The following is a 19,423-nucleotide window of genomic DNA, read 5'->3' on the forward strand; positions in this document are numbered from 1 at the left end:
GAAATAATCACCGCTCTATGACCACTTCTCACTCGCAGGCTTCATGGCCTCAACTGCTCCGGGTAGCGCTGTTAGGCACTCGCCAGAGTGGTGAGCCAGTGCCTGCCGTGCTAGCCACTGCCGACACCGCCACCAGCGAGGACCGCGAACAGCAAGTGCTGCTGGCCGCCGGGGCGTTGGCCCTGATGCGGCGCGCGGGCCACCAATTGCCCACAGCAACTGTAGCCACCCCCGCACCGGCCCCGCCCGACCCGCTGCCGCCGCTTGGCCCACTCGGTACGGCCTGCCTGCAACGCCTGATGGTCGATGAACTGTTTGTGGACTTGCTGCCCGACTACCTACGCCAAGTAGCGGCTGTTGGGCGCCGGGTACCCGACTCGCTCCTGGCGCACCTGTTGCGCCACGCCAAGCAGTCAGTTGAAACGGCGGCTGTGCTTGAACCAGTAGCCGGCACCCGGGGCCGTTGGCTGGCGAGCCTCAACCCGGAGTGGAAGAGCCTGCTGGCCCCGCCTGATACCGACGCCCCTGACTTGCAGCGCTGGGAAACCGGCACCTTATCGGAGCGGCGCGCCTGGCTACGGTCCCGCTTCCGACAAGACGCCGACGCAACCCGCGCCTTGTTACTAGTCGCCTTGCCCACCGAACCAGCCAAAGCGCAAGAGGCTTTCCTGGAAATCCTGGCCGACTATCTGCACCCCGACACCGAACCCGTACTGGAAACCCTTCTTCGCGCTCGAGGCCAGGAAGTACGCCGCCAAGCCGCCGCGCTGCTAGTGCAGCTTCCCGGTGCAGCGCTAGTGGAGCGGCTTTGGGCGCGAGCCAAACCGCTGCTTGCGGTGAAGCGCGGCTTGTTGGGCCTAGGCAAAACCACGCTGGACGTTACGCTACCGCCTACCTGGGACAAAAGCTGGCTGGCCGATGGCATCGAAGAAAAAAACGACCAATACGCCTACTATTCCGGCACTGGCAACCGGGCCACGCCACTTGGTCCGAGCGCCATCCGGCTAGGCAATATGCTGGCGCTGCTCCCTCCTAGCCGCTGGACAACTCATTTAGGCGTTTCGGCCGAGGAGCTGCTGGCCGCTGCCTTGGCCTCGGAATGGGTGGTGCCGCTATTACCGTGCTGGGCCATCAGTACCCTCACCCACCAGGATGCCGACTTTGCGGCCGCCTTCCTGAAGCTGTGGCTGCACCAGCGGCCCACGCTACAAAAAGCCCACGCCGACCGCAACATCGATTGGGCAGCCCTCACCGAGTTGCTACCCGTGGCCACTCGACAAGAACTGCTGCTCAAGCCTATACTGCTGCGCGTCCGGCGCCAAGAGCCCAACTGGACCGACGACCTGCTCCAACTCCCCACGCCCTGGCCCCGTGAGCTAACCACCGAGGTCTTGCAAAGCCTGAGCGCCAAACTAACTAATTCGGCCACTCTCGAACGGTTCCACACCGACCTCTTCCAACTTAGCTACTTCATCAGCCAGCACCTCGCCCCGGCCCTCAACCCCACCGATGCGCCCCTGGTGGAAACCACCCTGCTTGCCCTGCCCGAAGTGCACAGCACCTTCCAAAACAGCGTCCATAACATGCTCGAAACCCTGCGCTTCCGCGTCGAACTGGCCGCTTCGCTGGCTGAGGAAGCTAGAAACTAGTTCCTCTCATCAGCTGAGTAAAATAGCTTGTTAGACCTTCTAGCTTTACCCTTCAGCTTCCGTTTTTTCAACTCATTCCGTCACCTCAGCTTATCCTATATGTCCGCTACGTCAACTGAGAACCTGCTCCGCCCGCACGCCGAAGTCCTATATGCCGAAGAACTAGCCGCGCTGGCCGCTGTTGACGACCGGCCCAAGCCCACCAACTGGAAACTCTCGCCGTGGGCAGTGGTAACCTACCTGCTGGGTGGCAAGCTCGACAACGGATTTGAAATTGAGCCCAAGTACATCGGGCAGCGGCGGCTGATGGAAATTGCCGTGGCCACTCTCGCCACCGACCGGGCCTTGCTGCTGCTCGGGGTGCCGGGCACGGCCAAAAGCTGGGTTTCCGAGCATCTGGTGGCGGCCATCAGCGGGCACTCCAACCTGCTGGTGCAAGGCACGGCGGGCACCTCTGAAGACGCCATCCGCTACTCCTGGAACTACGCCCGCCTGATTGCCGAAGGACCTTCCTTGGGCGCGTTGGTGCCCTCGCCGCTGTTCAAGGGTATGCAGGAAGGCAGCCTCGTGCGCCTCGAAGAACTTACCCGCATCCCCTCCGACGTACAGGATACGCTCATCACCATGCTCTCGGAAAAGGTGCTGCCCATCCCCGAACTCGCCACCGAGGTACAAGCCGCCCGCGGCTTCAACGTCATTGCCACCGCCAACGACCGGGACAAGGGTGTCAACGAACTGAGCAGCGCCCTCCGCCGCCGTTTCAACACCGTGGTACTCCCCCTCCCCAATGATCTAACCGAGGAAGTGCGCATCGTACAAACCCGCGTTGCCAAGCAGGGCAAAGCGTTGCAGTTGCCGGTGGAAGCACCCGCCGTCGAGCAAATCAACCGCCTCGTGACCATCTTCCGGGAGCTACGCAGCGGCGTGACCGAGAACGGCAAAACCAAGCTCAAAAGCCCAAGCGGCACCCTGAGCACCGGCGAAGCCATATCCGTGATGAACAGCGGCTTGGCCCTGGCTGCCTACTTCGGCGACGGTAGCCTCCGCGCCCACGACTTGGCCGCCGGCCTCACCGGCGCAGTGGTGAAAGACCCTGTGCAGGACCGCACCGTCTGGCTGGAATACCTGGAAACCGTAGTGAAAGAGCGCGACGGCTGGAAGGACTTATACCGCGCCTGCCGGGAGGTAGTGGAGTAAATGCCTTTTACATACGCTGGCATGCCATCCAAAAAGCTCTAGCTCAGGCTGATGCCTTGGTTTCTAGTTGACCTACTTCATTGATTAAGTCCGTATGCCCCAAGATTCTCTGCACCGTATCACGCAGTGGCTTGCCACTCACGCGCCGCGTATTCTGCACGAGTCGCTGAACCCTGGTGCTACCGACGAGCAACTGGCGGCGCTAGAAGCGGCGGTGGGCAAGCCCTTGCCGGACGACTATAAGGCCCTGTATCGGTGGCATAATGGGTTGAATGAGGAGGCCGAGAATTGGGCCAGTCTGTTCTACGGCATGAGTTTTTTGCCGCTAACTGAAGTGCTGGATGCTTACCTCTACCAAGCGCCGCAAACCCTAACCTCTCCCTTACTACAGGCGGCACCCACCCTGAAAAGCGCAGTAATGCAGAACCCGTACTGGCTGCGGCTCGGTTTCGATGGTTCGCATGGCTGGCTACTCGTTGATCTTGACCCAACGGAAACCGGCAGTTATGGGCAGGTGCTGTACGTGTACGAACTAGATGAAATCGGCTTTCGAGTGGCCAGCTCGATAACGGAGCTTTTAGGCACTTTCGCCCACGACCTAGAACGCGGCTTGTATACCCTCGACGAAGGGGCAGCCGACGACGGCAACGAGTTTCTGGTGCCAGCTGCGCATATTGACCCCGGCAATTACAACCAGCCCGGCCGCTGGCAACAAGATCTTTCCCAAACCCCGTAACCTTCGCCATGCTGACGCATTCTTTTTGGGGAACTGTAGAAGAAAGTTGGGCGGGCCTCTGCGCCGAACACCCGGTTTCGGTACCTGGCTTCCAGAAACAAGTTGAAGTTTTCTTGGGCGACGAACTCTTCGAGGAAGACGAAGAGTACGACCTTACGCCCACGCAACTCGACGAATACGCCGCTACCTTCCAGGATTTTGTGTCCGATGCTCCGCGCGTGCTAACCCAACTAAAGCAGCGTGCTTTCGAGCAGTACCAGGAGCTCTACGCTGCTCACTACGACGACCCCGCTCAGTCGGGCGCGCCACCCCTGTACCTAACCACCGCCGACCAGCACTTCGCCTACATGCAGAACATAGGCTACTTGCGTATTTCGGATGGCAATGCGCTCCGCCTCATCATCCACTACGACCTAGATACGGAGCACGGCCTAGAGGTCTTGTTCGTGAACAACGAGTTGGCTGCCATGGGCGGCATTGCGGAAACTTAAGCCGTAGCTCGCCTTACTGCATTTCTCTACTGCGAAGCGCTAATCTCTTCTCTCCTAATGCCCACGCCCGACCTTCGCCTCTTCGGTATTCGCCACCACGGTCCTGGCAGCGCCGCCAGCCTGCGCCACGCCCTCGACGAGTTCCAGCCCGACATCGTGCTGCTGGAATGCCCCGCCGATGGCGAAGCGGCCGTGCAAACCATCATTCAGCACCCCGACCTGCGGATGCCGGTGGCGCTGCTGCTCTACAACCCCAAGCAGTACCAGCAGGCTTCGTTTTTGCCTTTTGCCACATTCTCGCCCGAAACGCAGGTGCTCCGCTACTGCCACGAGCACGGCGCCCACCTGCGCTGCATGGACTTACCGGCCGCGTTGCGGTTTGCCCTCCCCGATGCCGTGGAAAGCGTGCCGGCGGGGACCTCACCCCCTAGCCCCCTCTCCCCAGGAGAGGAGGAACTAGACATAAATTCTAGCTCTAGCTTAGGAGTAACAGAGCATGCAACGACACCAGCCGTTAATGAACTAGAGCTAGAAGCAAAGCTAGAAACTAGTTCCTCCTCTCCTGAGGAGAGGGGGCTAGGGGGTGAGGTCCGCCGCGACCCTATCTCCTACCTCGCCGAGTTGGATGGCTACCAGGACGGGGAACGGTGGTGGGAGCTGCGCTTCGAGCACAATGCCGGCCACGCCGATACGTTTGGGGCGGTGCTGAACATGATGACAGCCTTGCGGGAGGGACTGGCTTTACCAGAAAGCCCGGAAACTCTGCTCCGCGAAGCCTTCATGCGCGAGACCCTGCGCAATACCCTCAAACAGGGCTACCAGCGCGTGGCGGTGGTCTGCGGAGCCTGGCACGCGCCCGTGCTGCATCCTGATCTGCTGAAGCGCGAAGACAAAGCTCTGCTCAAAGGCCTGAAGAAAGTACCTATTGAAGCCACCTGGATTCCATGGACTTACGAGCGGCTGTCGTATAGCTCCGGCTACGGGGCGGGCGTGTTGTCGCCGGCCTGGTACGAGTTGCTATTCACCGAGCCGCATACCGAAGTAGTGACGCATTGGATGGTGCGGGCGGCGCGGCTGCTGCGCGGGCAAGATATGGATGCGTCGTCGGCGCATGCTATTGAGGGCGTGCGGCTGGCCGAAACGCTGGCCGCCGTGCGGGGCCGGGCACTACCGGGTATCGAGGAGTTGCAGGAAGCCGCCGTGGCTATTTTAGGTGGCGGCTACGAGGAAGCCCTAAGCTTAGTACACCGCGAACTAGTGATTGGGGTGTGCATGGGCGAAGTGCCCGCCGAGCTGCCCGCCACGCCCTTGCAGCAGGACCTCACGCAGCAGCAGCGCCTCACCCGCCTCAAGCCCGAAGCCGCCGCCCGCACCCTCGACCTAGATTTGCGCAAAGAATTGGATTTGAGCCGCAGCCACTTGTTGCACCGCCTGCGGCTGCTGGATGTGCCGTGGGGCCAGCCGCGCCGCGCGCAAGGCAAAGCCGGCACCTTCCATGAGTTATGGGAGCTGCAATGGCAACCCGATTACGCCTTGCACGTGCTCGACGCCGGTCGGTGGGGCAACACCATTCTCGATGCCGCCGTGGGCCGCGCCCGCCAGCGCGCCACTGAAGCCCCCGACCTGGAAACCGTCAGCAAGCTGCTGGAAGAGGCCCTGCAAGCCGACCTTGGTCCCGCCATAGCCGCCCTGGTAGCCCGCCTAGAAACCCTCTCAGCCGGCACCCGCGACGTAACTCATTTGCTAGCCGCCCTGCCTCCCCTGGTAAATGTGCTGCGCTATGGCAACGTGCGCCGCACCGAAACTGCCCAAGTAGCGCAGGTGGTACACCACTTGGTGCCGCGCCTCTGCATCGGGCTGCCCCAAGCTGGCACCGGCCTCGACTACGACGCGGCCCGCCAGCTCTTGCCCCGCATCGAAGGCACGCACCAAGCCATCCGGCTGCTCCAAGATTCTGCGCAGGAAGAAGACTGGTACGGGGCGCTGGCCGTGGTATTGCGCAACCCCGCCAGTTCGGGTTTACTAGCCGGAGCCGCCGGGCGCCTGCTATTTGATGCCCAACAGCTTTCTTCGGAAGATGCCGGCACTGCCCTTGGCCTGGCCCTGGCTCCCGCGCAGCCCACCGCCTACGCCACCGCCTGGATTGAGGGCTTTCTGAGCGGCAGCGGCCAACTTTTGCTTCACCATCGTCCCCTCTTTGCCTTGCTCGATCAGTGGCTAGGGGAGCTGAACGAAGACACCTTCCGCGAAATCGTGCCCCTGCTGCGCCGCGCTTTCACCGATTTTAGCACCCCGGAGCGCCGCCAGTTGCTGGAGTTGGCCGTGCAAGGTGGCCAGCCGGCTGCGGTGCTAGCTGTAGCGGAAGATTTCGACCTGGAACGGGGACAACGGGTGTTGCCGATGCTGCGGGAACTGCTAGGGTTTTAGCCTTCTGGCAACGTTCTATGCTCTATACTTCACTTAGAGGTGTATTTGACCCGCCCAACTTTCTACTGCTCATTCACTACTTTTTGCTTGTTGCCCGCCCCCGAAAAAATCTAGATGAGCCGCAATATTTAGGCACTTGAATAGTTAACTACCTACTACCCGGCACGCTCCGGCTACTATCGACTTCCTCTTATTCTTCATACTATTTATTGAGAGCTATGGCTTACTCGCAACTGGCCACTTCGGCCCTGTTGGTTGGCATGTTGGGCACACCCTCGTTGGTCGTCGCTCAGCAAGCGCCTCACACTATCAGCACAGCTGTTCCAGTTCTGACTTTGAGCCCCGATGCGCGCTCGGCCGCACTTGGCGAAGCTGGAGTGGCTTCGTCTCCTGATGCCAACGCCGCATACTTCAACGCTGGTAAGCTTGGATTCGCGCCAAACCGCTTCAGTATCTCGCCCTCCTATTCGCCGTGGCTAAATTCGGTCACGAATAAAGGAGGCCTGTGGTATCTATCGGGCTATGGCCGGCTAGGGCAGCGCTCTACTTTGGGCGCTAGCGTGATGTACTTTAGTCTGGGATATACCGGCGCTATCCCGGTACGCGGCAACGAAACAGCTTATAGTGTTTCCTACGGTCATACATTCGGTGAGCACTTTGGTGTTGGCGCCTCGGTGCGCTACATCCGTTCTACTCTCTCCACCTATTTTTTGGGAGGTGGAGGCGCAACGGCTGACGCGGCGGCAATGGATCTGGGCGTCTATTATACCAAAGACATACCGGCAGGTACCGATGCCTATACCCTAGCACTTGGCGCTTCTATTGCCAATATCGGCAACAAAATGACCTATTCTAATCCGTCTCAAGCTGACTTCATACCTACGAACCTGAAGATCGGTACGGCCCTCACGCGGGCATTTGGCCCCTCCCATAAGCTGACGCTCGTGGTGGATGCCAATAAGCTCTTGGTACCCAGCCCTTATTACGAAGAGGGCACCGATACTACTCCTGCTGCACTAGCCGCTAGAGCCGCCCGCACTAAAGAGGAAAACGATAAACGCCGCGCCAAAGGTACTATTGCGGGCGCATTTAGCTCGTTTAGTGATGCCCCCGGCGGTTTCCGCGAAGAGCTGCGCGAAATTAGATTGTCTACTGGCGTAGAATATGCTTACCAGAACACCGTATTTGCGCGCGCCGGCTACTATTACGAGAACCCTGTAAAGGGCGACCGGAATTACCTGAGTTTCGGGGTCGGTGGACGATACCGGGCCTTTGGTGCCGACGGCGCCTACCTGATTCCTAATTCAAGGAACAACCCGTTAGCACAAACTCTACGGATATCCTTGCACGTTTCCTTCAGTAAGGAGACATTAGCCTCGGGCGCTCAGACAAGCAAGGCAGATATCTAGTAGCCCGGGCTAGCTGGTTGAGGCAGGGCAGTGGGAAGGGAAAGCCACTTTTTCAACTGATCCTTACATCACTAGCTTTTCGGCGCGGAACACGTCGTCGGCGGCTTGTAGGAGCTTGGCGCGCAGCTTGGGGTTGTACTGCGGATGCGCGGCCAAAAACTCCCGAACGGTGCGGGCGGCGGTAGGTGTTTGGTAGGAACCGAGCGTGGCTTGCAGCCAGGAGTACGGGAAGAAGATGTCGCCGGTCTGCTGGATTTCTTCGAGCAGTGCCAGGCTTTGAGGCAAGTACTTCTCGGAGGTGGCGGCGCGCAGCGGGTGGTGCAGATACCCCAGCGCCGAAACCACCCACGCTTCCTTTTCGCGGTTCTTTTCGTCTTTCAGCGAAGCAAAGAAGGCGTCGCGCGTGGCCACATCGGGCGCGAGGGCGGGCATCAGGAACTGCATGCGCTTCTGGCGGTCGGGGTTCTGGATGCGAGTAAGCTGCGTGGGCAGAATGGGCGTGGCGGCCGGGTAATCGCGGACGGCTAGGGCCAGGGCCAGCGCGGTGTAGTCGTCCTCGGTGAGCTTGATGCCGGTGGGTGCTTGCTGCTTGTTCCAGATAGTATAGAGTTGCGTTTGGGCCTCCTTGGTCAGCGCTACCGATTGGTAAGCTTTGAAAAGCAGCTTCTTGGAGTTGGGCGCCGGGTTTTGCTGCATCACTTGCCACAGCTCTTTTTCCAGCGCCGGAGCCAGGGCGAGGCGCTCCTCGGGCTTGAGCAGCCGCCAGAAAATGTCGGTGGCCTGGCCCGTGAGCAGTTTTATGTTCAGTTCTTCCTTCTCTTTCGGCAACACTTGGCGGTACACCTCCAGCAATTGCCGCGGCGCAACGGCGCGACCGTTGAGCATGTTTTCGTAGAAGTTGACGTAGGCCGTGGCGCGGGCTACGGGGTTTTGCAGCTTGGCGAGACTGGTTGTCAGTTGCTTGTCAATTGGAAAAACGCCGTAGCCTAAGCCGGTCGAGTTAAACAAGATAAACGCGGGCACGGCTTCGCCAACCGCCTCAGGCAGCAGCACTTGGCGCTGGTTCATGTTCACGGTCAGCTCCTTCACGCGGCCACTAGGGTACACCAGCAACACCTCAAACAGCTGCGGCCACAGCCGATCCGACTTGTCTTCGGCTTGTTGGGTGAGTTGTAACGCGGTGATTTTGCCGTTCGCGGTTTGCAAGGAATAGTCGAAGATGGGGCGGCCGGGTTGGTTTACCCACACTTGGTTCCAGGCTTGCAGGTCGGCGGGAGTGCGAGCGTCAAGAATCTGGATAAGGTCGGGCCAGGTGGCGTTGCTAAAGGCGTACTTCTTGAGGTATTCTTGCAGGCCCTGGCGGAAGGGCTCCTCCCCCATCAGCCGCTCTAGCTGCCGCATCATAATGGGCGCTTTGTGGTAGATGATGTTGCCGTAGAGCGAGCCGGCGTCCTTCAGGTTTTCCAGGTCTTGCCGGATGGGGTTGGCGCCCGTGGTACGGTCCACGCCGTAGGCCGCCGGGTAGTGGTCAATGACGAACTTGAGGTCGTAGTTGGAATTGGCAACGGCTATTTGGGTGATTTTGTCGGCCATGAAGTTGGCAAACACCTCCTTCATCCACACGTCGTTGAACCACTGCATGGTCACCAGGTCGCCAAACCACATGTGGGCGGTTTCGTGGCTGATCAGGTTGGAACGGGCTATTTTCTGGTCTTGGGTGGCGCCTTCGTCCAGAAAGAGCGTGCTGGCTTTGTAGTCGATAGCTCCCACGTGCTCCATGCCGCCGTACTGAAAATCGGGCAGCGCCACGAAATCGAACTTGCGAAATGGATATGGGATGCCGGTGTACTGCTCCAAAAACTTCAGCGCGTCGGCGTGAATCTGGAAAACAGGGTCCAAGCTCAGTTTCAGCTTGTCTTGGTCGGTTTCGCGGTGCAGAAACTGCATTTCGCGCCCGGCCATGCTGCGCGAAATGCGCGTGAACTTGCCCGCCGCAAACGAAAACAGGTAGGTGCTGATGGTGTCGGAGGGTGCGAAGAAATAAATGTTTGAGCCAGGCAGTACCCCATCGAGGACGAGCTGAGTCGAATCCAGCGGCGCGTTGGCCTGTGCCTCCCAATCGGTAGGTACGTCTAGTATGAGTTTGAACGAGGCCTTGAGGTTGGGCTGATCGAAGACCGGAAACACTGTGCGTGCGCGGTCGGGTACGAGCAGCGTGTACAGAAAATCGTCGTTGCGGTTGAGACTCTGGTTGCCGGCAATGAAGTCGATTTCAACCTGATTCAGGCCGGTTTTAAGGCTGGCCGCCGGCAGCACCAAATGCTCTTCCCGAAAATCAATGGCGGTGGTTTTGCCATTGATGGTTAAACTTTTGAGATGGTCGGCTTGCTCCTTGAAATCGAGCTGCACCGGCTGACCTGCATCCGTAAGATGAAACGTGACGGTTTCCGAAGCGGCAATCGACTCGGCTTTACTGGCCGGAATAGTAAAGATTAAGTTGTAGCCGAGCCGGGAGATGCGGCGGGCCCGGTCCTGCGCCAACTCCAGACTCACGCCGGGCACCACCGCCACAGTGGGCCCGGCTAGCACGGGCTTAGAATCGGAAACAATCGGTTTTTTCACGCAGCTACCAACGCAAAAGGCCAGCGCGAAAGCCGCGCCGTGTATGTAAATGCTATTTTGAAACTTCATTCGTGGAGTCCATCAAGTCGAAAACCCAAGATAGAGCACTTTCTGCGTCCACCCGTATACCGCGCCGCGTATCAAGCTCACCTTACGGCAGTCTGCGTTTCCTAGGTGCTGAGGTTATTCAACTTACCGCTGTTTCTGGTCCCACGAAAAAGTAGAGACCAGAAAAACTAGTTTCCCTCCTTATCTGAGGCAGAAAACTAGTTTTCTGGTCTTTCTAGCTTTCTTAGCTGACACGTTCAACTTTAGCTTACTCAATGTCCCTTTCGACTGGCAGCCTCTTAGTTGAAAATCCGGTGCAGCTTTACCCGCTCGGCGATTCAGCGGTTGTTTTGCAGTTCGGCGAGGGTATAAACCAAGCCACCCACCGCGCCATCCAGGCCGTAGGCGCTTATTTAGAGGAGCATCCGTTTCCGGGCTTTACGGAATACGTGCCGGCCTTCACCACCCTCACCGTGTATTACGACCCTTGGCGGGCCAGCAAAGCCGGCCACCTTGACCCGTACGCGGAAGTAGTACGCCACTTGCAGAAGCTATTGCGCGCAGTGCCGGCCCCCACTGACGTGGCCGCTTCTGTGGTAGTAGAAATACCAGTGTGCTACTGCGGCCGTTTCGGACCCGATTTGGCGTGGCTGGCCGACCATATAGGCCTGACGCCCGCGCAAGTTGTTGCCTTGCACACCGAACCGGAGTACTTGGTGTACATGATAGGGTTTGCGCCGGGCTTCCCGTATTTGGGAGGCATGAAAGAGTTACTGGCAGCCCCGCGCAAAGACCAACCCCGGGCTCTGGTGCCGGCTGGTTCGGTAGGTATTGCGGGCAAACAAACCGGCATCTACTCCCTGCCCACGCCAGGCGGTTGGCAACTGATTGGCCGAACGCCCCGGCGCCTGTTCGCGCCCGAGGCGGCATCGCCGAGTTTGCTGCGGGCGGGGCAAAAGCTAAGGTTTGTGTCCATCACCGAAGACGAATACCAACACCTGCAAGAGCATGAGTCTTAAGGTTATTCGTCCGGGTATGCTGACCACTATTCAGGATGCGGGCCGATTCGGCTACCGGCAAGCCGGTGTCATTGTGAGCGGGCCGATGGATGCGCTGGCGCTACGCGAAGCCAACCTGCTGGTCGGCAATCCGGAGCAGTTGGCCGGATTGGAAATCACCCTCAGCGGGCCTACTATTCAGTTTGAAGCCGACCACCTGATAGCGCTGACCGGGGCCGACCTCTCGCCTACACTCAACGGCCAGCCTATGCCGCTGCGGCGGCCTGTGGCTGTAATTCGCGGCTGCGAATTAGCTTTTGGCGCGGCCCGGACGGGCTGCCGAACCTACCTGGCGGTAGCGGGCGGATTGGCGGTTCCGGAAGTGCTTGGCAGCCGGGCTACGTACTTGCGAGCGGGCATTGGGGATTGCACGGCCGCGCCTTACAAGCCAAAGACGTAGTGCCCGCCACTGGCCCTACTGAACTCGGCCGCCAAGTACACCAACGTCTCATTGCCCACCATCCCGACCGGCCGTGGGTGGCGGCAACCTGGAGTATCGCGCCGGCAGGGCGGGCCTCTCCTACCGGCGTGGCAACTGTTCGCGCCGTTCGGGGGCCGGAGTATGACTGGTTTACGGCGGCTAGTCAACAGGATTTCTGGACGCAGCAATTCACCGTAACGCCAAGCTCCGACCGGATGGGCTACCGACTCCAGGGGCCGGAATTGCGGCGCCATACCCACCAGGAAATGTTGTCGACGGCCGTTACTTTCGGCACGGTACAGGTACCAGCTGGTGGTCTTCCCATTATCTTGATGGCCGACCACCAAACCACCGGTGGCTACCCGCGCCTGGCGCAGGTGATTTCAACTGACTTTTCCTTGCTCGCCCAACTGCCCCTGGGTGGTAAGTTTCGGTTTCAGGAAGTGTCGCTGGCGGAAGCCCACCGCGCCTACCTGCACCAAGAACGCACCTTTCATCAACTCGCCCGAGCCATCCAGCTCACTGCCCGCCACCAATGACCCAACCGTACTCCGTCGATTTGAACTGCGACATGGGGGAAAGCTTCGGCGCCTACTCCTTGGGCCACGACGAAGCCATTCTCCCCTTCGTCACGTCTGCCAACATTGCCTGCGGCTTCCATGCCGCTGACCCCGCCATCATGAAGCGCACCGTCCGCTTGGCTTTGCAGCACCACGTCGCCATTGGCGCCCACCCCGGCCTCCCCGACTTGGTAGGCTTTGGGCGGCGCGAAATGGCCGTTTCGGCGGAAGAGGCGTACGATATGACCGTCTACCAGATTGGGGCGTTGCAGGCCTTTGTGCGGGCTGAGGGGGCACGCTGCACCACGTAAAGCCGCATGGCGCGCTTTACAACATGGCAGCCGTAAACCCCGCCCTAGCCGAAGCCATTGCCGAAGCCGTGTACCGCGTGCATCCCCAAGCCTGCCTCTACGGGCTGGCCGGCAGCGCCCTGATTAGCGCCGGCCAGAAGCTCGGCCTGACCACCGCCCACGAGGTTTTCGCCGACCGTACCTACCAACCCAACGGCACCCTCACCCCTCGCCGCCAACCCGATGCGCTGATTACCGACGCCAGCGCGGCCATCAACCAAGTGGTGCGCATGGTGAAAGAAGGCCACGTACGGGCCCTGTCGGGCGAAGACGTAGCCATTCAGGCCGATACGGTGTGCATCCACGGCGACGGCGCGCACGCCCTAGCGTTTGCCCAACAGATTCGAGTTCGGTTGCAAGCGGAAACCATTAGCGTGCAGGCCGGCCTGCGGAACGCCACCGCATGAAGCCAGCCCGCAATTGGGGGGTGCTAGCAGGTGCCGCCTTCCTGATGGCCACTTCAGCGGTCGGCCCCGGTTTCCTCACCCAAACCACCGTCTTCACCGAATCGTTGGGGGCCAGCTTCGGCTTCGTCATTCTGACTTCCATTATCATCGATATCGGGGTGCAGCTCACCATCTGGCGGGTTATTGCCGTGTCGGAAATGCGGGCCCCCGACATTGCCAACCGGGTGCTGCCGGGCCTTGGTGGCTTTATTTCTGCGCTCATTGTGCTCGGTGGGCTTGCCTTCAACATCGGCAACGTGGGCGGCGCGGGCCTCGGGTTGCAGGTACTGACGGGCCTGCCGGTTTCGCTTTGCGCGGTGCTGGCCGCAGCCATGTCCGTGGCTATTTTCTTGGTGCGCGAGGCGGGGCCGGTCATGGACCGGTTTGCCCAACTCATGGGGCTCGTGATGATTCTCATTATCATTTACGTAGCCGTCACGACGGGCCCGCCGGTGGCCGAAGCCGCCCTGCGCACCGTGGTTCCTACCCGCATTGATTTCACGTCCATCGTCACGCTGGTCGGTGGCACGGTAGGCGGCTACATCACCTTTTCCGGTGGTCACCGCCTCCTCGACGCAGGCATCAAAGGACCAGATGCCCTGCCCCACGTGACGCAAAGCGCCATCATGGGTGTATCGGTGGCTTCCCTAATTCGGGTGTTCCTGTTCTTGGCCACGCTCGGGGTAGTGAGCCGCGGCCTTGCTATTGATGCCAGCAATCCGCCGGCTTCGGTGTTTCAGCTGGCGGCCGGACAGGTAGGCTACAAGTTGTTTGGCGTGGTGATGTTTGCCGCGGCCATTACGTCCATCATCGGCTCGGCTTACACCTCTATTTCTTTCTTGAAGTCCCTACTGCCAAGCGTAGCCGCCCACGAAAACCGCTTTATTATCGCCTTTATCGTGGTGTCGACGCTGGCCTTCGTGACCATCGGTAAGCCGGTGAGTTTGCTGGTGTGGGCCGGAGCGCTAAACGGATTCATCCTGCCGATTACGCTTGCAACCCTGCTCATAGCAGCCTACCGCCGCGACGTAGTTGGCACCTATCGGCACCCGCTGTGGCTGGCCGTGTTTGGGCTGGCAGTTGTGCTCATCATGACAGGCATGAGCGGTACCGTGCTGGTGGAGCAGGTATCGGCGCTGTTTAAGTGAGAAATAACAACACTTAATTAGCCCATTTGACTGAGCCGAGTGTACTAAAGTTTACACCTCTCAGGTACCGACCTTGCCAAAGTATATCTGTCATGCTGAGCGGAGCCGAAGCATCTCGCGTGCTGATGTTGCTTTAGTAAGGAGTTTACTACACTAGCGAGATGCTTCGGCTGCGCTCAGCATGACGTTCTAAAATGCTTATGGTTGATAAGAGCGTTTCCAACCGAGTTTTGCCTTTTTTGCTGACATTCTTTACCGCCTGCTATGAAACTTGTCTACCGCTTACTTGCTTCTACTCTCCCGTTGCTAGCCGCAGGTTATGCCAGCCGACAGCCCGCACAAGCTTCGTACGACCTCGTCATTACGCACGCCAACGTGGTAGACGTGGAAACCGGCCGGGTTTTGCCCGACCAAACCATCGCTGTCAGCAACGGTCTGATTCAACAGCTAAGCAAGTCGACTATTGCTCCGCTGGCCGCCAAACAAACCCTGGATGCGCGCGGCAAATACCTGATTCCGGGCTTGTGGGACATGCACGTGCACTTCCGGGGCGGCGACTCGCTCATTACCGCCAACCGCAACCTGCTGCCCCTCTACCTCGCCCACGGCATCACAACGGTGCGCGACGCCGGCGGCGACCTAACACCGGCGGTTTTCTCTTGGCGCCAGCAAATTCAGGCCGGACAATTGGCCGGACCGACCATCTACACCTCCGGCCCCAAGATAGATGGCCCGAAGGCGTTTTGGGCCGGTTCGTTGGAAGTCGAGACGCCCGCGCAAATTGAAAAGGCCCTGGATTCGTTGCAAGCCTTGAAGGTGGATTACGTGAAGCTCTACGAAAGCACCATCTCCCGCGACGCCTTCCTGAACACCATTATCGCTGCCCAAAAACGGGGCATGACCACCACCGGCCACATGCCCTACACCGCTACGTTGCGCGAAGCTTCCGAACGGGGCCTCGATGCGTCGGAGCACCTCTACTACGTGTTTAAAGGCTGCTCGGCCAAGGAAGACAGCATCACCAAGGCCGTTGAAAACAGCCTCAGCACACCCAAGCCGCTCGGTTTGTTTGCCGTGTTGCCCGCCATCTACCGCACCTACGACCCCACTACAGCCACCCGCCTCTACCGTACGTTGGTAGCCAACAAAACCGCCGTCGTGCCCACGCTCTACATCCAGAAGCTGCTGGCCGAACTCCCCGAAACCGACCACTCCCGCGATACGCTGCTCGCCTATATCGACCCCAAGATTCAGGCCACCTACGCCCGCCGCTTGGCCGGTGCCCGGGCGCAATCCGCCGCAACTCGCGCCTTCAATAAGCAGCTCGGCGCCAAGTTCACGACCCTAGTACCAGCCATACAAAAAGCCGGGGTGACCCTGCTAGCCGGCTCCGACAGCGGCGCGTCCAACTCCTACGTGTACCCCGGCACCTCCCTACTCGGCGAGTTAGAGTTGATGGTACAAGCCGGCCTCACGCCAACGCAGGCACTACAAGCCGCTACCATCAACGGCGCGCGTTTCCTGAAAGCCGACAAACGTTCCGGCACCATCCAGAAAGGCAAAGATGCCGACTTGGTACTCCTAGACCAGAATCCGCTAGCAAACATCACCAACCTGCGCAAAATCAACACGGTAATCACGCGCGGCAAGGTGTACAGCGCCGCCGACCTTCGGCAAATGATGAAGGCCGTAAAACACTAATTTAATAGGGCTAATCCTCAGATGAGGAGGGGTTAGGGATGGTTGACCACGCATTGTTTACTTCGACCGTCATGCTGAGCTTGTCGAAGCATCTCGCGTGCTGACGTTGCAATGCTAACTCAACGATTCAGGCAAGATGCTTCGGCAAGCTCAGCATGACGGTCTAGGTAGATTAGGAAAAGAAACTGCTCCTAAGCCTTCCTTATCTGATGCAGGAACCTAGATTTTAACTCTCCTTTAGAAGAAAGCTCCTATGCCTATTCGTGATATCCTCCAGCTTGGCCACCCTGTTTTGCGCCAGATAGCCCAACCCGTGCCGGACCCCACGGCGCCGACCGTGGCTGCCCTCGTAACGGACCTGACCGATACAGTAGCCCACTGGCGCGAAACCACCGGCTATGGCCGCGCTATTGCGGCCCCGCAGATCGGGGAATTGCAGCGGGTGGTTCTGCTACGCTTGCCGGGCCAGCCAGTGTGGCCGTTCATCAACCCGAGCATAGTGGCCTACAGCCCCGAGAAGACGGTAGTATGGGATGCCTGCTTGTCTTTTCTGTCCATTTTCATGCAAGTGGAGCGCTACGAATGGATTATGGTGCGCTACCAGGATCTTGCGGGCCAGTGGCACGAAACCTACGCCGGGCGCGAAGACGACCTCGCCGAACTACTCCAACACGAAATCGACCATCTTGACGGTATCCTCTCCATCGACCGAATAGTGGACATAAAAACCCTCTGCTCCCGCGAGGAATTCGAGCGCCAATACCGCGCCGACAGCCCGTACGGAAGGTCCTAGACGGTAGTCTTACCGCTACCCCCGTTGTCCTGCCGAGCAGGTGGCGCATCCGAAGCATCTCGTGTGCTAACCCAATGAATCAGGCAACATGCTTCAGCAAACGTATACTAGCTTAAGCATGATAGATAATTTGGTTTCGGGCAAGGAACCAAGAGTCATGTGCTACCGCCTTACCTTTCGACCATGGCAAATAGTTACGCTCCTTTCGTTGTCTACGATTTACAGGAAAACGCAACCCCTGAGCGCAAGTACCGCATCGTGGTGGATTTGTCGGAGATGGACGACTACTACAACGTGTTTGAGAAGCATGGGTACAGCGGCAGCGGCGCCTCCTGGGCCGAGCACATCGAAACCATCCTGGAAGAACACGCTCCCGAACTGCTAGACCACGTGGAGCTAGCCGGCGAAGGCGAAATATTCCGCGCATACACGGATAGCCGCAGTTCCGCCGAGCAGTTCCTACGCCTGCTCCACCCCATCTTCGGCGACCTCGACAGCCTCAACAAGTACCTCAGCCAAACCGACCCCGGCGACTTTTTCGAGTAAAGACACTTTTCTTTGAACTAGCATTTGCTCTATCAATGGTCACCCCGACTACGCCGCCGCAATTTGTCTTCAACCCCAATGCGTACCAGGTAGGCCTTTTCGAGCAACAGGATATTGTGTGCGAATGCTGCCAGCAACCACGGGCGTACAACTATGCCGGGCCGATATACTGCGTGGCTAATGTCGAGGAGTTATGTCCCTGGTGCATTGCGGATGGCTCGGCAGCGCGAAAATGGGACGCAGAATTTCAGGATTGGGCTTCTATTGAGGGACACGACCCGAACCCACAAGGCACCCCACCCGCAGCTATCAATCCGGCTTCGTTGGAAGAAGTATTATTTCGCTCACCGGCCTACAACTCCTGGCAGCAAGGCGTATGGCTGACGCATTGCCAGGATATGTGCGTGTTTCTCGGCTATGTAGGCGGCAACAACATTCGTCCCCTGCTCGATGAATTGCGTCCGGACTTAGAAGCGTGGCCTGATGAAGACTTTCTGTTGCGTAATCTGTCGGCCGATGGTAGCCTGACCGGCTATCTGTTTCAGTGCCGCCATTGTGGCCAGCATCGGCTGCATATCGACTGTGATTAAGTAGCTTCCGCCTTTCAATTATCTGCTCCTTGTTATGCCCGAATCTGCTGCTGCCCGCTGGAAACTGGTGCTCGGTTCCGCTGCCGACGCCAACAATCAAACGCCTTTCTCGCCCGACTACCAGGGCATGGACCAAGTGCTTACTGCTCTCTACGACGAACAAGATGGCAAAGAGCGCAAAGCGGGCCTCGGCGGTTCGGCTCCGCGCGTGAGCCGCTGGCTCGGCGACATTCGCACCTACTTCCCCTCCGACGTGGTAGCCGTGATGCAGCGCGACGCCATGGACCGCCTTGGCTTGCAGCAACTCCTGATGGAGCCCGAAATCTTGCGCACCGTGCAGGCTGACGTGCAATTGGTGGGCACGCTGCTATCGTTGAGCCGCGTGATGCCGCAGAAAGTGAAGCACACGGCCCGCGAAGTGGTGCGCAAAGTGGTGCAAGAGCTAGAACAAAAACTTTCCAACCCACTGCGGCAAGCCGTGCAGGGCGCCCTGAGCCGGGCCGTGCGCAATCCGCGCCCCCGCTACCGCGAAATAGATTGGGGCGCCACGATTCGGGTGAACCTAAAGCACTACCAGCCGGCGCAGCGCACCATTATCCCGGAGCGGTTGGTGGGGTTCGGGCGGCGCGGGCAGGCACTCAAGGAAATTGTGCTGTGCGTAGACCAAAGCGGCTCGATGGCTTCGTCGGTGGTGTATACGGGCGTTTTTGGGGCGGTGCTGGCCTCCATCAAGGCGGTGAAAACGCACATGGTTGTGTTTGATACGGCTGTGGTCAACCTCAGTGAAAACCTGCAAGATCCCGTGGATTTGCTGTTTGGCGTGCAGCTCGGCGGCGGCACCGATATCAACTTGGCCCTCACGTATTGCCAGCAGCTTATCACCCGCCCCACCGATACCATTTTGGTTCTCGTTAGCGACCTGTACGAAGGCGGCAACGAGGCCGCCATGATCAAGCGGGCAGCAGCCCTCAAAGCCGCGGGCGTCACGGTAGTGGCCCTGCTCGCCCTCTCCGACGAAGGCGCCCCGAGCTTCGACCGACGCGTAGCCGAAAAGCTCGCCACTTTCGATATTCCTAGCTTTGCCTGCACCCCGGCGCAGTTTCCAGAACTGATGGCCGCCGCCATTCAAGGCCGGGAGCTGAAGGTGTAGCGGCAACCTTCCTTAACTGACACCGAGCAAAGCTAGGGCAACAGGGTAGTTTCGAATGAAGCCCGGCTGAGGGTTGAAAAC

At 59.2% G+C, this 19,423-nt stretch carries 14 protein-coding genes and 2 pseudogenes; 15 read left to right on the forward strand and 1 reads right to left on the reverse strand.

Features of this window, described 5'->3' with window-relative positions:
* The first annotated feature begins 17 nt into the window (after positions 1-17).
* The 6 genes from MUN86_RS12180 to porV all read left to right on the forward strand — a co-directional run bounded on the left by MUN86_RS12180 (position 18) and on the right by porV (position 7,909).
* The gene (locus MUN86_RS12180; RefSeq protein WP_245118120.1) at positions 18-1,649 is read left to right on the forward strand and encodes a DUF5691 domain-containing protein; all 1,632 of its coding nucleotides are present in this window, start codon (positions 18-20) and stop codon (positions 1,647-1,649) included.
* A gap of 99 nt (positions 1,650-1,748) precedes the next feature.
* Entirely contained in the window at positions 1,749-2,846 is a 1,098-nt protein-coding gene (locus MUN86_RS12185; RefSeq protein WP_245118121.1) for an ATP-binding protein, read from the forward strand.
* Positions 2,847-2,940: 94 nt separating this feature from the next.
* Positions 2,941-3,582: an SMI1/KNR4 family protein gene (locus MUN86_RS12190; RefSeq protein ID WP_245118123.1), complete on the forward strand. Its 642-nt coding sequence runs from the start codon at positions 2,941-2,943 to the stop codon at positions 3,580-3,582.
* Between the two features lie 8 nt (positions 3,583-3,590).
* A complete protein-coding gene (locus MUN86_RS12195; RefSeq protein WP_245118124.1) occupies positions 3,591-4,073 on the forward strand; it encodes a DUF6985 domain-containing protein in 483 nt (160 codons plus the stop codon).
* A 57-nt stretch (positions 4,074-4,130) separates the two neighbouring features.
* Entirely contained in the window at positions 4,131-6,500 is a 2,370-nt protein-coding gene (locus tag MUN86_RS12200) for a DUF5682 family protein (protein WP_245118125.1), read from the forward strand.
* Between the two features lie 218 nt (positions 6,501-6,718).
* Positions 6,719-7,909 (forward strand): type IX secretion system outer membrane channel protein PorV, encoded by a 1,191-nt coding sequence (gene porV / locus MUN86_RS12205; protein WP_245118127.1) that lies wholly within the window; start codon positions 6,719-6,721, stop codon positions 7,907-7,909.
* Positions 7,910-7,972: 63 nt separating this feature from the next.
* Here porV and MUN86_RS12210 read toward each other — a convergent pair whose 3' ends face one another.
* On the reverse strand, positions 7,973-10,600 hold the full coding sequence (locus MUN86_RS12210; RefSeq protein WP_311181696.1) for a M1 family metallopeptidase: 2,628 nt from the start codon (positions 10,598-10,600) through the stop codon (positions 7,973-7,975).
* A gap of 254 nt (positions 10,601-10,854) precedes the next feature.
* Here MUN86_RS12210 and pxpB point away from each other — a divergent pair, with 254 nt between their 5' ends.
* The 9 genes and pseudogenes from pxpB to MUN86_RS12255 all read left to right on the forward strand — a co-directional run bounded on the left by pxpB (position 10,855) and on the right by MUN86_RS12255 (position 19,342).
* Positions 10,855-11,598 (forward strand): 5-oxoprolinase subunit PxpB, encoded by a 744-nt coding sequence (gene pxpB, locus MUN86_RS12215; RefSeq protein WP_245118131.1) that lies wholly within the window; start codon positions 10,855-10,857, stop codon positions 11,596-11,598.
* Between the two features lie 85 nt (positions 11,599-11,683).
* Positions 11,684-12,597 (forward strand): annotated as a pseudogene (locus tag MUN86_RS12220) (5-oxoprolinase subunit C family protein).
* A 32-nt stretch (positions 12,598-12,629) separates the two neighbouring features.
* Positions 12,630-13,375 (forward strand): annotated as a pseudogene (locus MUN86_RS12225) (LamB/YcsF family protein).
* Complete coding sequence (locus tag MUN86_RS12230) at positions 13,372-14,562, forward strand: NRAMP family divalent metal transporter (RefSeq protein WP_245118133.1); 1,191 nt, start codon at positions 13,372-13,374, stop codon at positions 14,560-14,562. Before MUN86_RS12225 ends, MUN86_RS12230 begins: the two are co-directional and overlap by 4 nt.
* Positions 14,563-14,826: 264 nt before the next feature.
* Positions 14,827-16,263, forward strand: a complete 1,437-nt coding sequence (locus MUN86_RS12235) for an amidohydrolase family protein (RefSeq protein WP_245118135.1) — start codon at positions 14,827-14,829, stop codon at positions 16,261-16,263.
* Positions 16,264-16,516: 253 nt separating this feature from the next.
* The gene (locus MUN86_RS12240; RefSeq protein ID WP_245118136.1) at positions 16,517-17,056 is read left to right on the forward strand and encodes a peptide deformylase; all 540 of its coding nucleotides are present in this window, start codon (positions 16,517-16,519) and stop codon (positions 17,054-17,056) included.
* Positions 17,057-17,239: 183 nt separating this feature from the next.
* Entirely contained in the window at positions 17,240-17,602 is a 363-nt protein-coding gene (locus MUN86_RS12245; protein WP_245118138.1) for an Imm51 family immunity protein, read from the forward strand.
* Positions 17,603-17,637: 35 nt separating this feature from the next.
* Positions 17,638-18,192: a CbrC family protein gene (locus MUN86_RS12250; RefSeq protein WP_245118140.1), complete on the forward strand. Its 555-nt coding sequence runs from the start codon at positions 17,638-17,640 to the stop codon at positions 18,190-18,192.
* 34 nt (positions 18,193-18,226) lie between these two features.
* Positions 18,227-19,342, forward strand: coding sequence for a VWA domain-containing protein (locus tag MUN86_RS12255; protein WP_245118142.1), 1,116 nt, complete (start codon positions 18,227-18,229; stop codon positions 19,340-19,342).
* Positions 19,343-19,423 lie beyond the last annotated feature (81 nt).

This window comes from Hymenobacter volaticus (assembly GCF_022921055.1).
GTDB lineage: Bacteria > Bacteroidota > Bacteroidia > Cytophagales > Hymenobacteraceae > Hymenobacter > Hymenobacter volaticus.

Bases quoted from the DNA above. Each gene is read 5' to 3' on its own strand.
- MUN86_RS12210 (WP_311181696.1), bottom strand. From the start codon at position 10,600: ATGAAGTTTCAAAATAGCATTTACATACACGGCGCGGCTTTCGCGCTG.
- MUN86_RS12180 (WP_245118120.1), top strand. From the start codon at position 18: ATGACCACTTCTCACTCGCAGGCTTCATGGCCTCAACTGCTCCGGGTA.
- MUN86_RS12185 (WP_245118121.1), top strand. From the start codon at position 1,749: ATGTCCGCTACGTCAACTGAGAACCTGCTCCGCCCGCACGCCGAAGTC.
- porV (WP_245118127.1), top strand. From the start codon at position 6,719: ATGGCTTACTCGCAACTGGCCACTTCGGCCCTGTTGGTTGGCATGTTG.
- MUN86_RS12255 (WP_245118142.1), top strand. From the start codon at position 18,227: ATGCCCGAATCTGCTGCTGCCCGCTGGAAACTGGTGCTCGGTTCCGCT.
- MUN86_RS12250 (WP_245118140.1), top strand. From the start codon at position 17,638: ATGGTCACCCCGACTACGCCGCCGCAATTTGTCTTCAACCCCAATGCG.
- MUN86_RS12195 (WP_245118124.1), top strand. From the start codon at position 3,591: ATGCTGACGCATTCTTTTTGGGGAACTGTAGAAGAAAGTTGGGCGGGC.
- MUN86_RS12245 (WP_245118138.1), top strand. From the start codon at position 17,240: ATGGCAAATAGTTACGCTCCTTTCGTTGTCTACGATTTACAGGAAAAC.
- MUN86_RS12230 (WP_245118133.1), top strand. From the start codon at position 13,372: ATGAAGCCAGCCCGCAATTGGGGGGTGCTAGCAGGTGCCGCCTTCCTG.
- MUN86_RS12240 (WP_245118136.1), top strand. From the start codon at position 16,517: ATGCCTATTCGTGATATCCTCCAGCTTGGCCACCCTGTTTTGCGCCAG.
- pxpB (WP_245118131.1), top strand. From the start codon at position 10,855: ATGTCCCTTTCGACTGGCAGCCTCTTAGTTGAAAATCCGGTGCAGCTT.
- MUN86_RS12190 (WP_245118123.1), top strand. From the start codon at position 2,941: ATGCCCCAAGATTCTCTGCACCGTATCACGCAGTGGCTTGCCACTCAC.
- MUN86_RS12235 (WP_245118135.1), top strand. From the start codon at position 14,827: ATGAAACTTGTCTACCGCTTACTTGCTTCTACTCTCCCGTTGCTAGCC.
- MUN86_RS12200 (WP_245118125.1), top strand. From the start codon at position 4,131: ATGCCCACGCCCGACCTTCGCCTCTTCGGTATTCGCCACCACGGTCCT.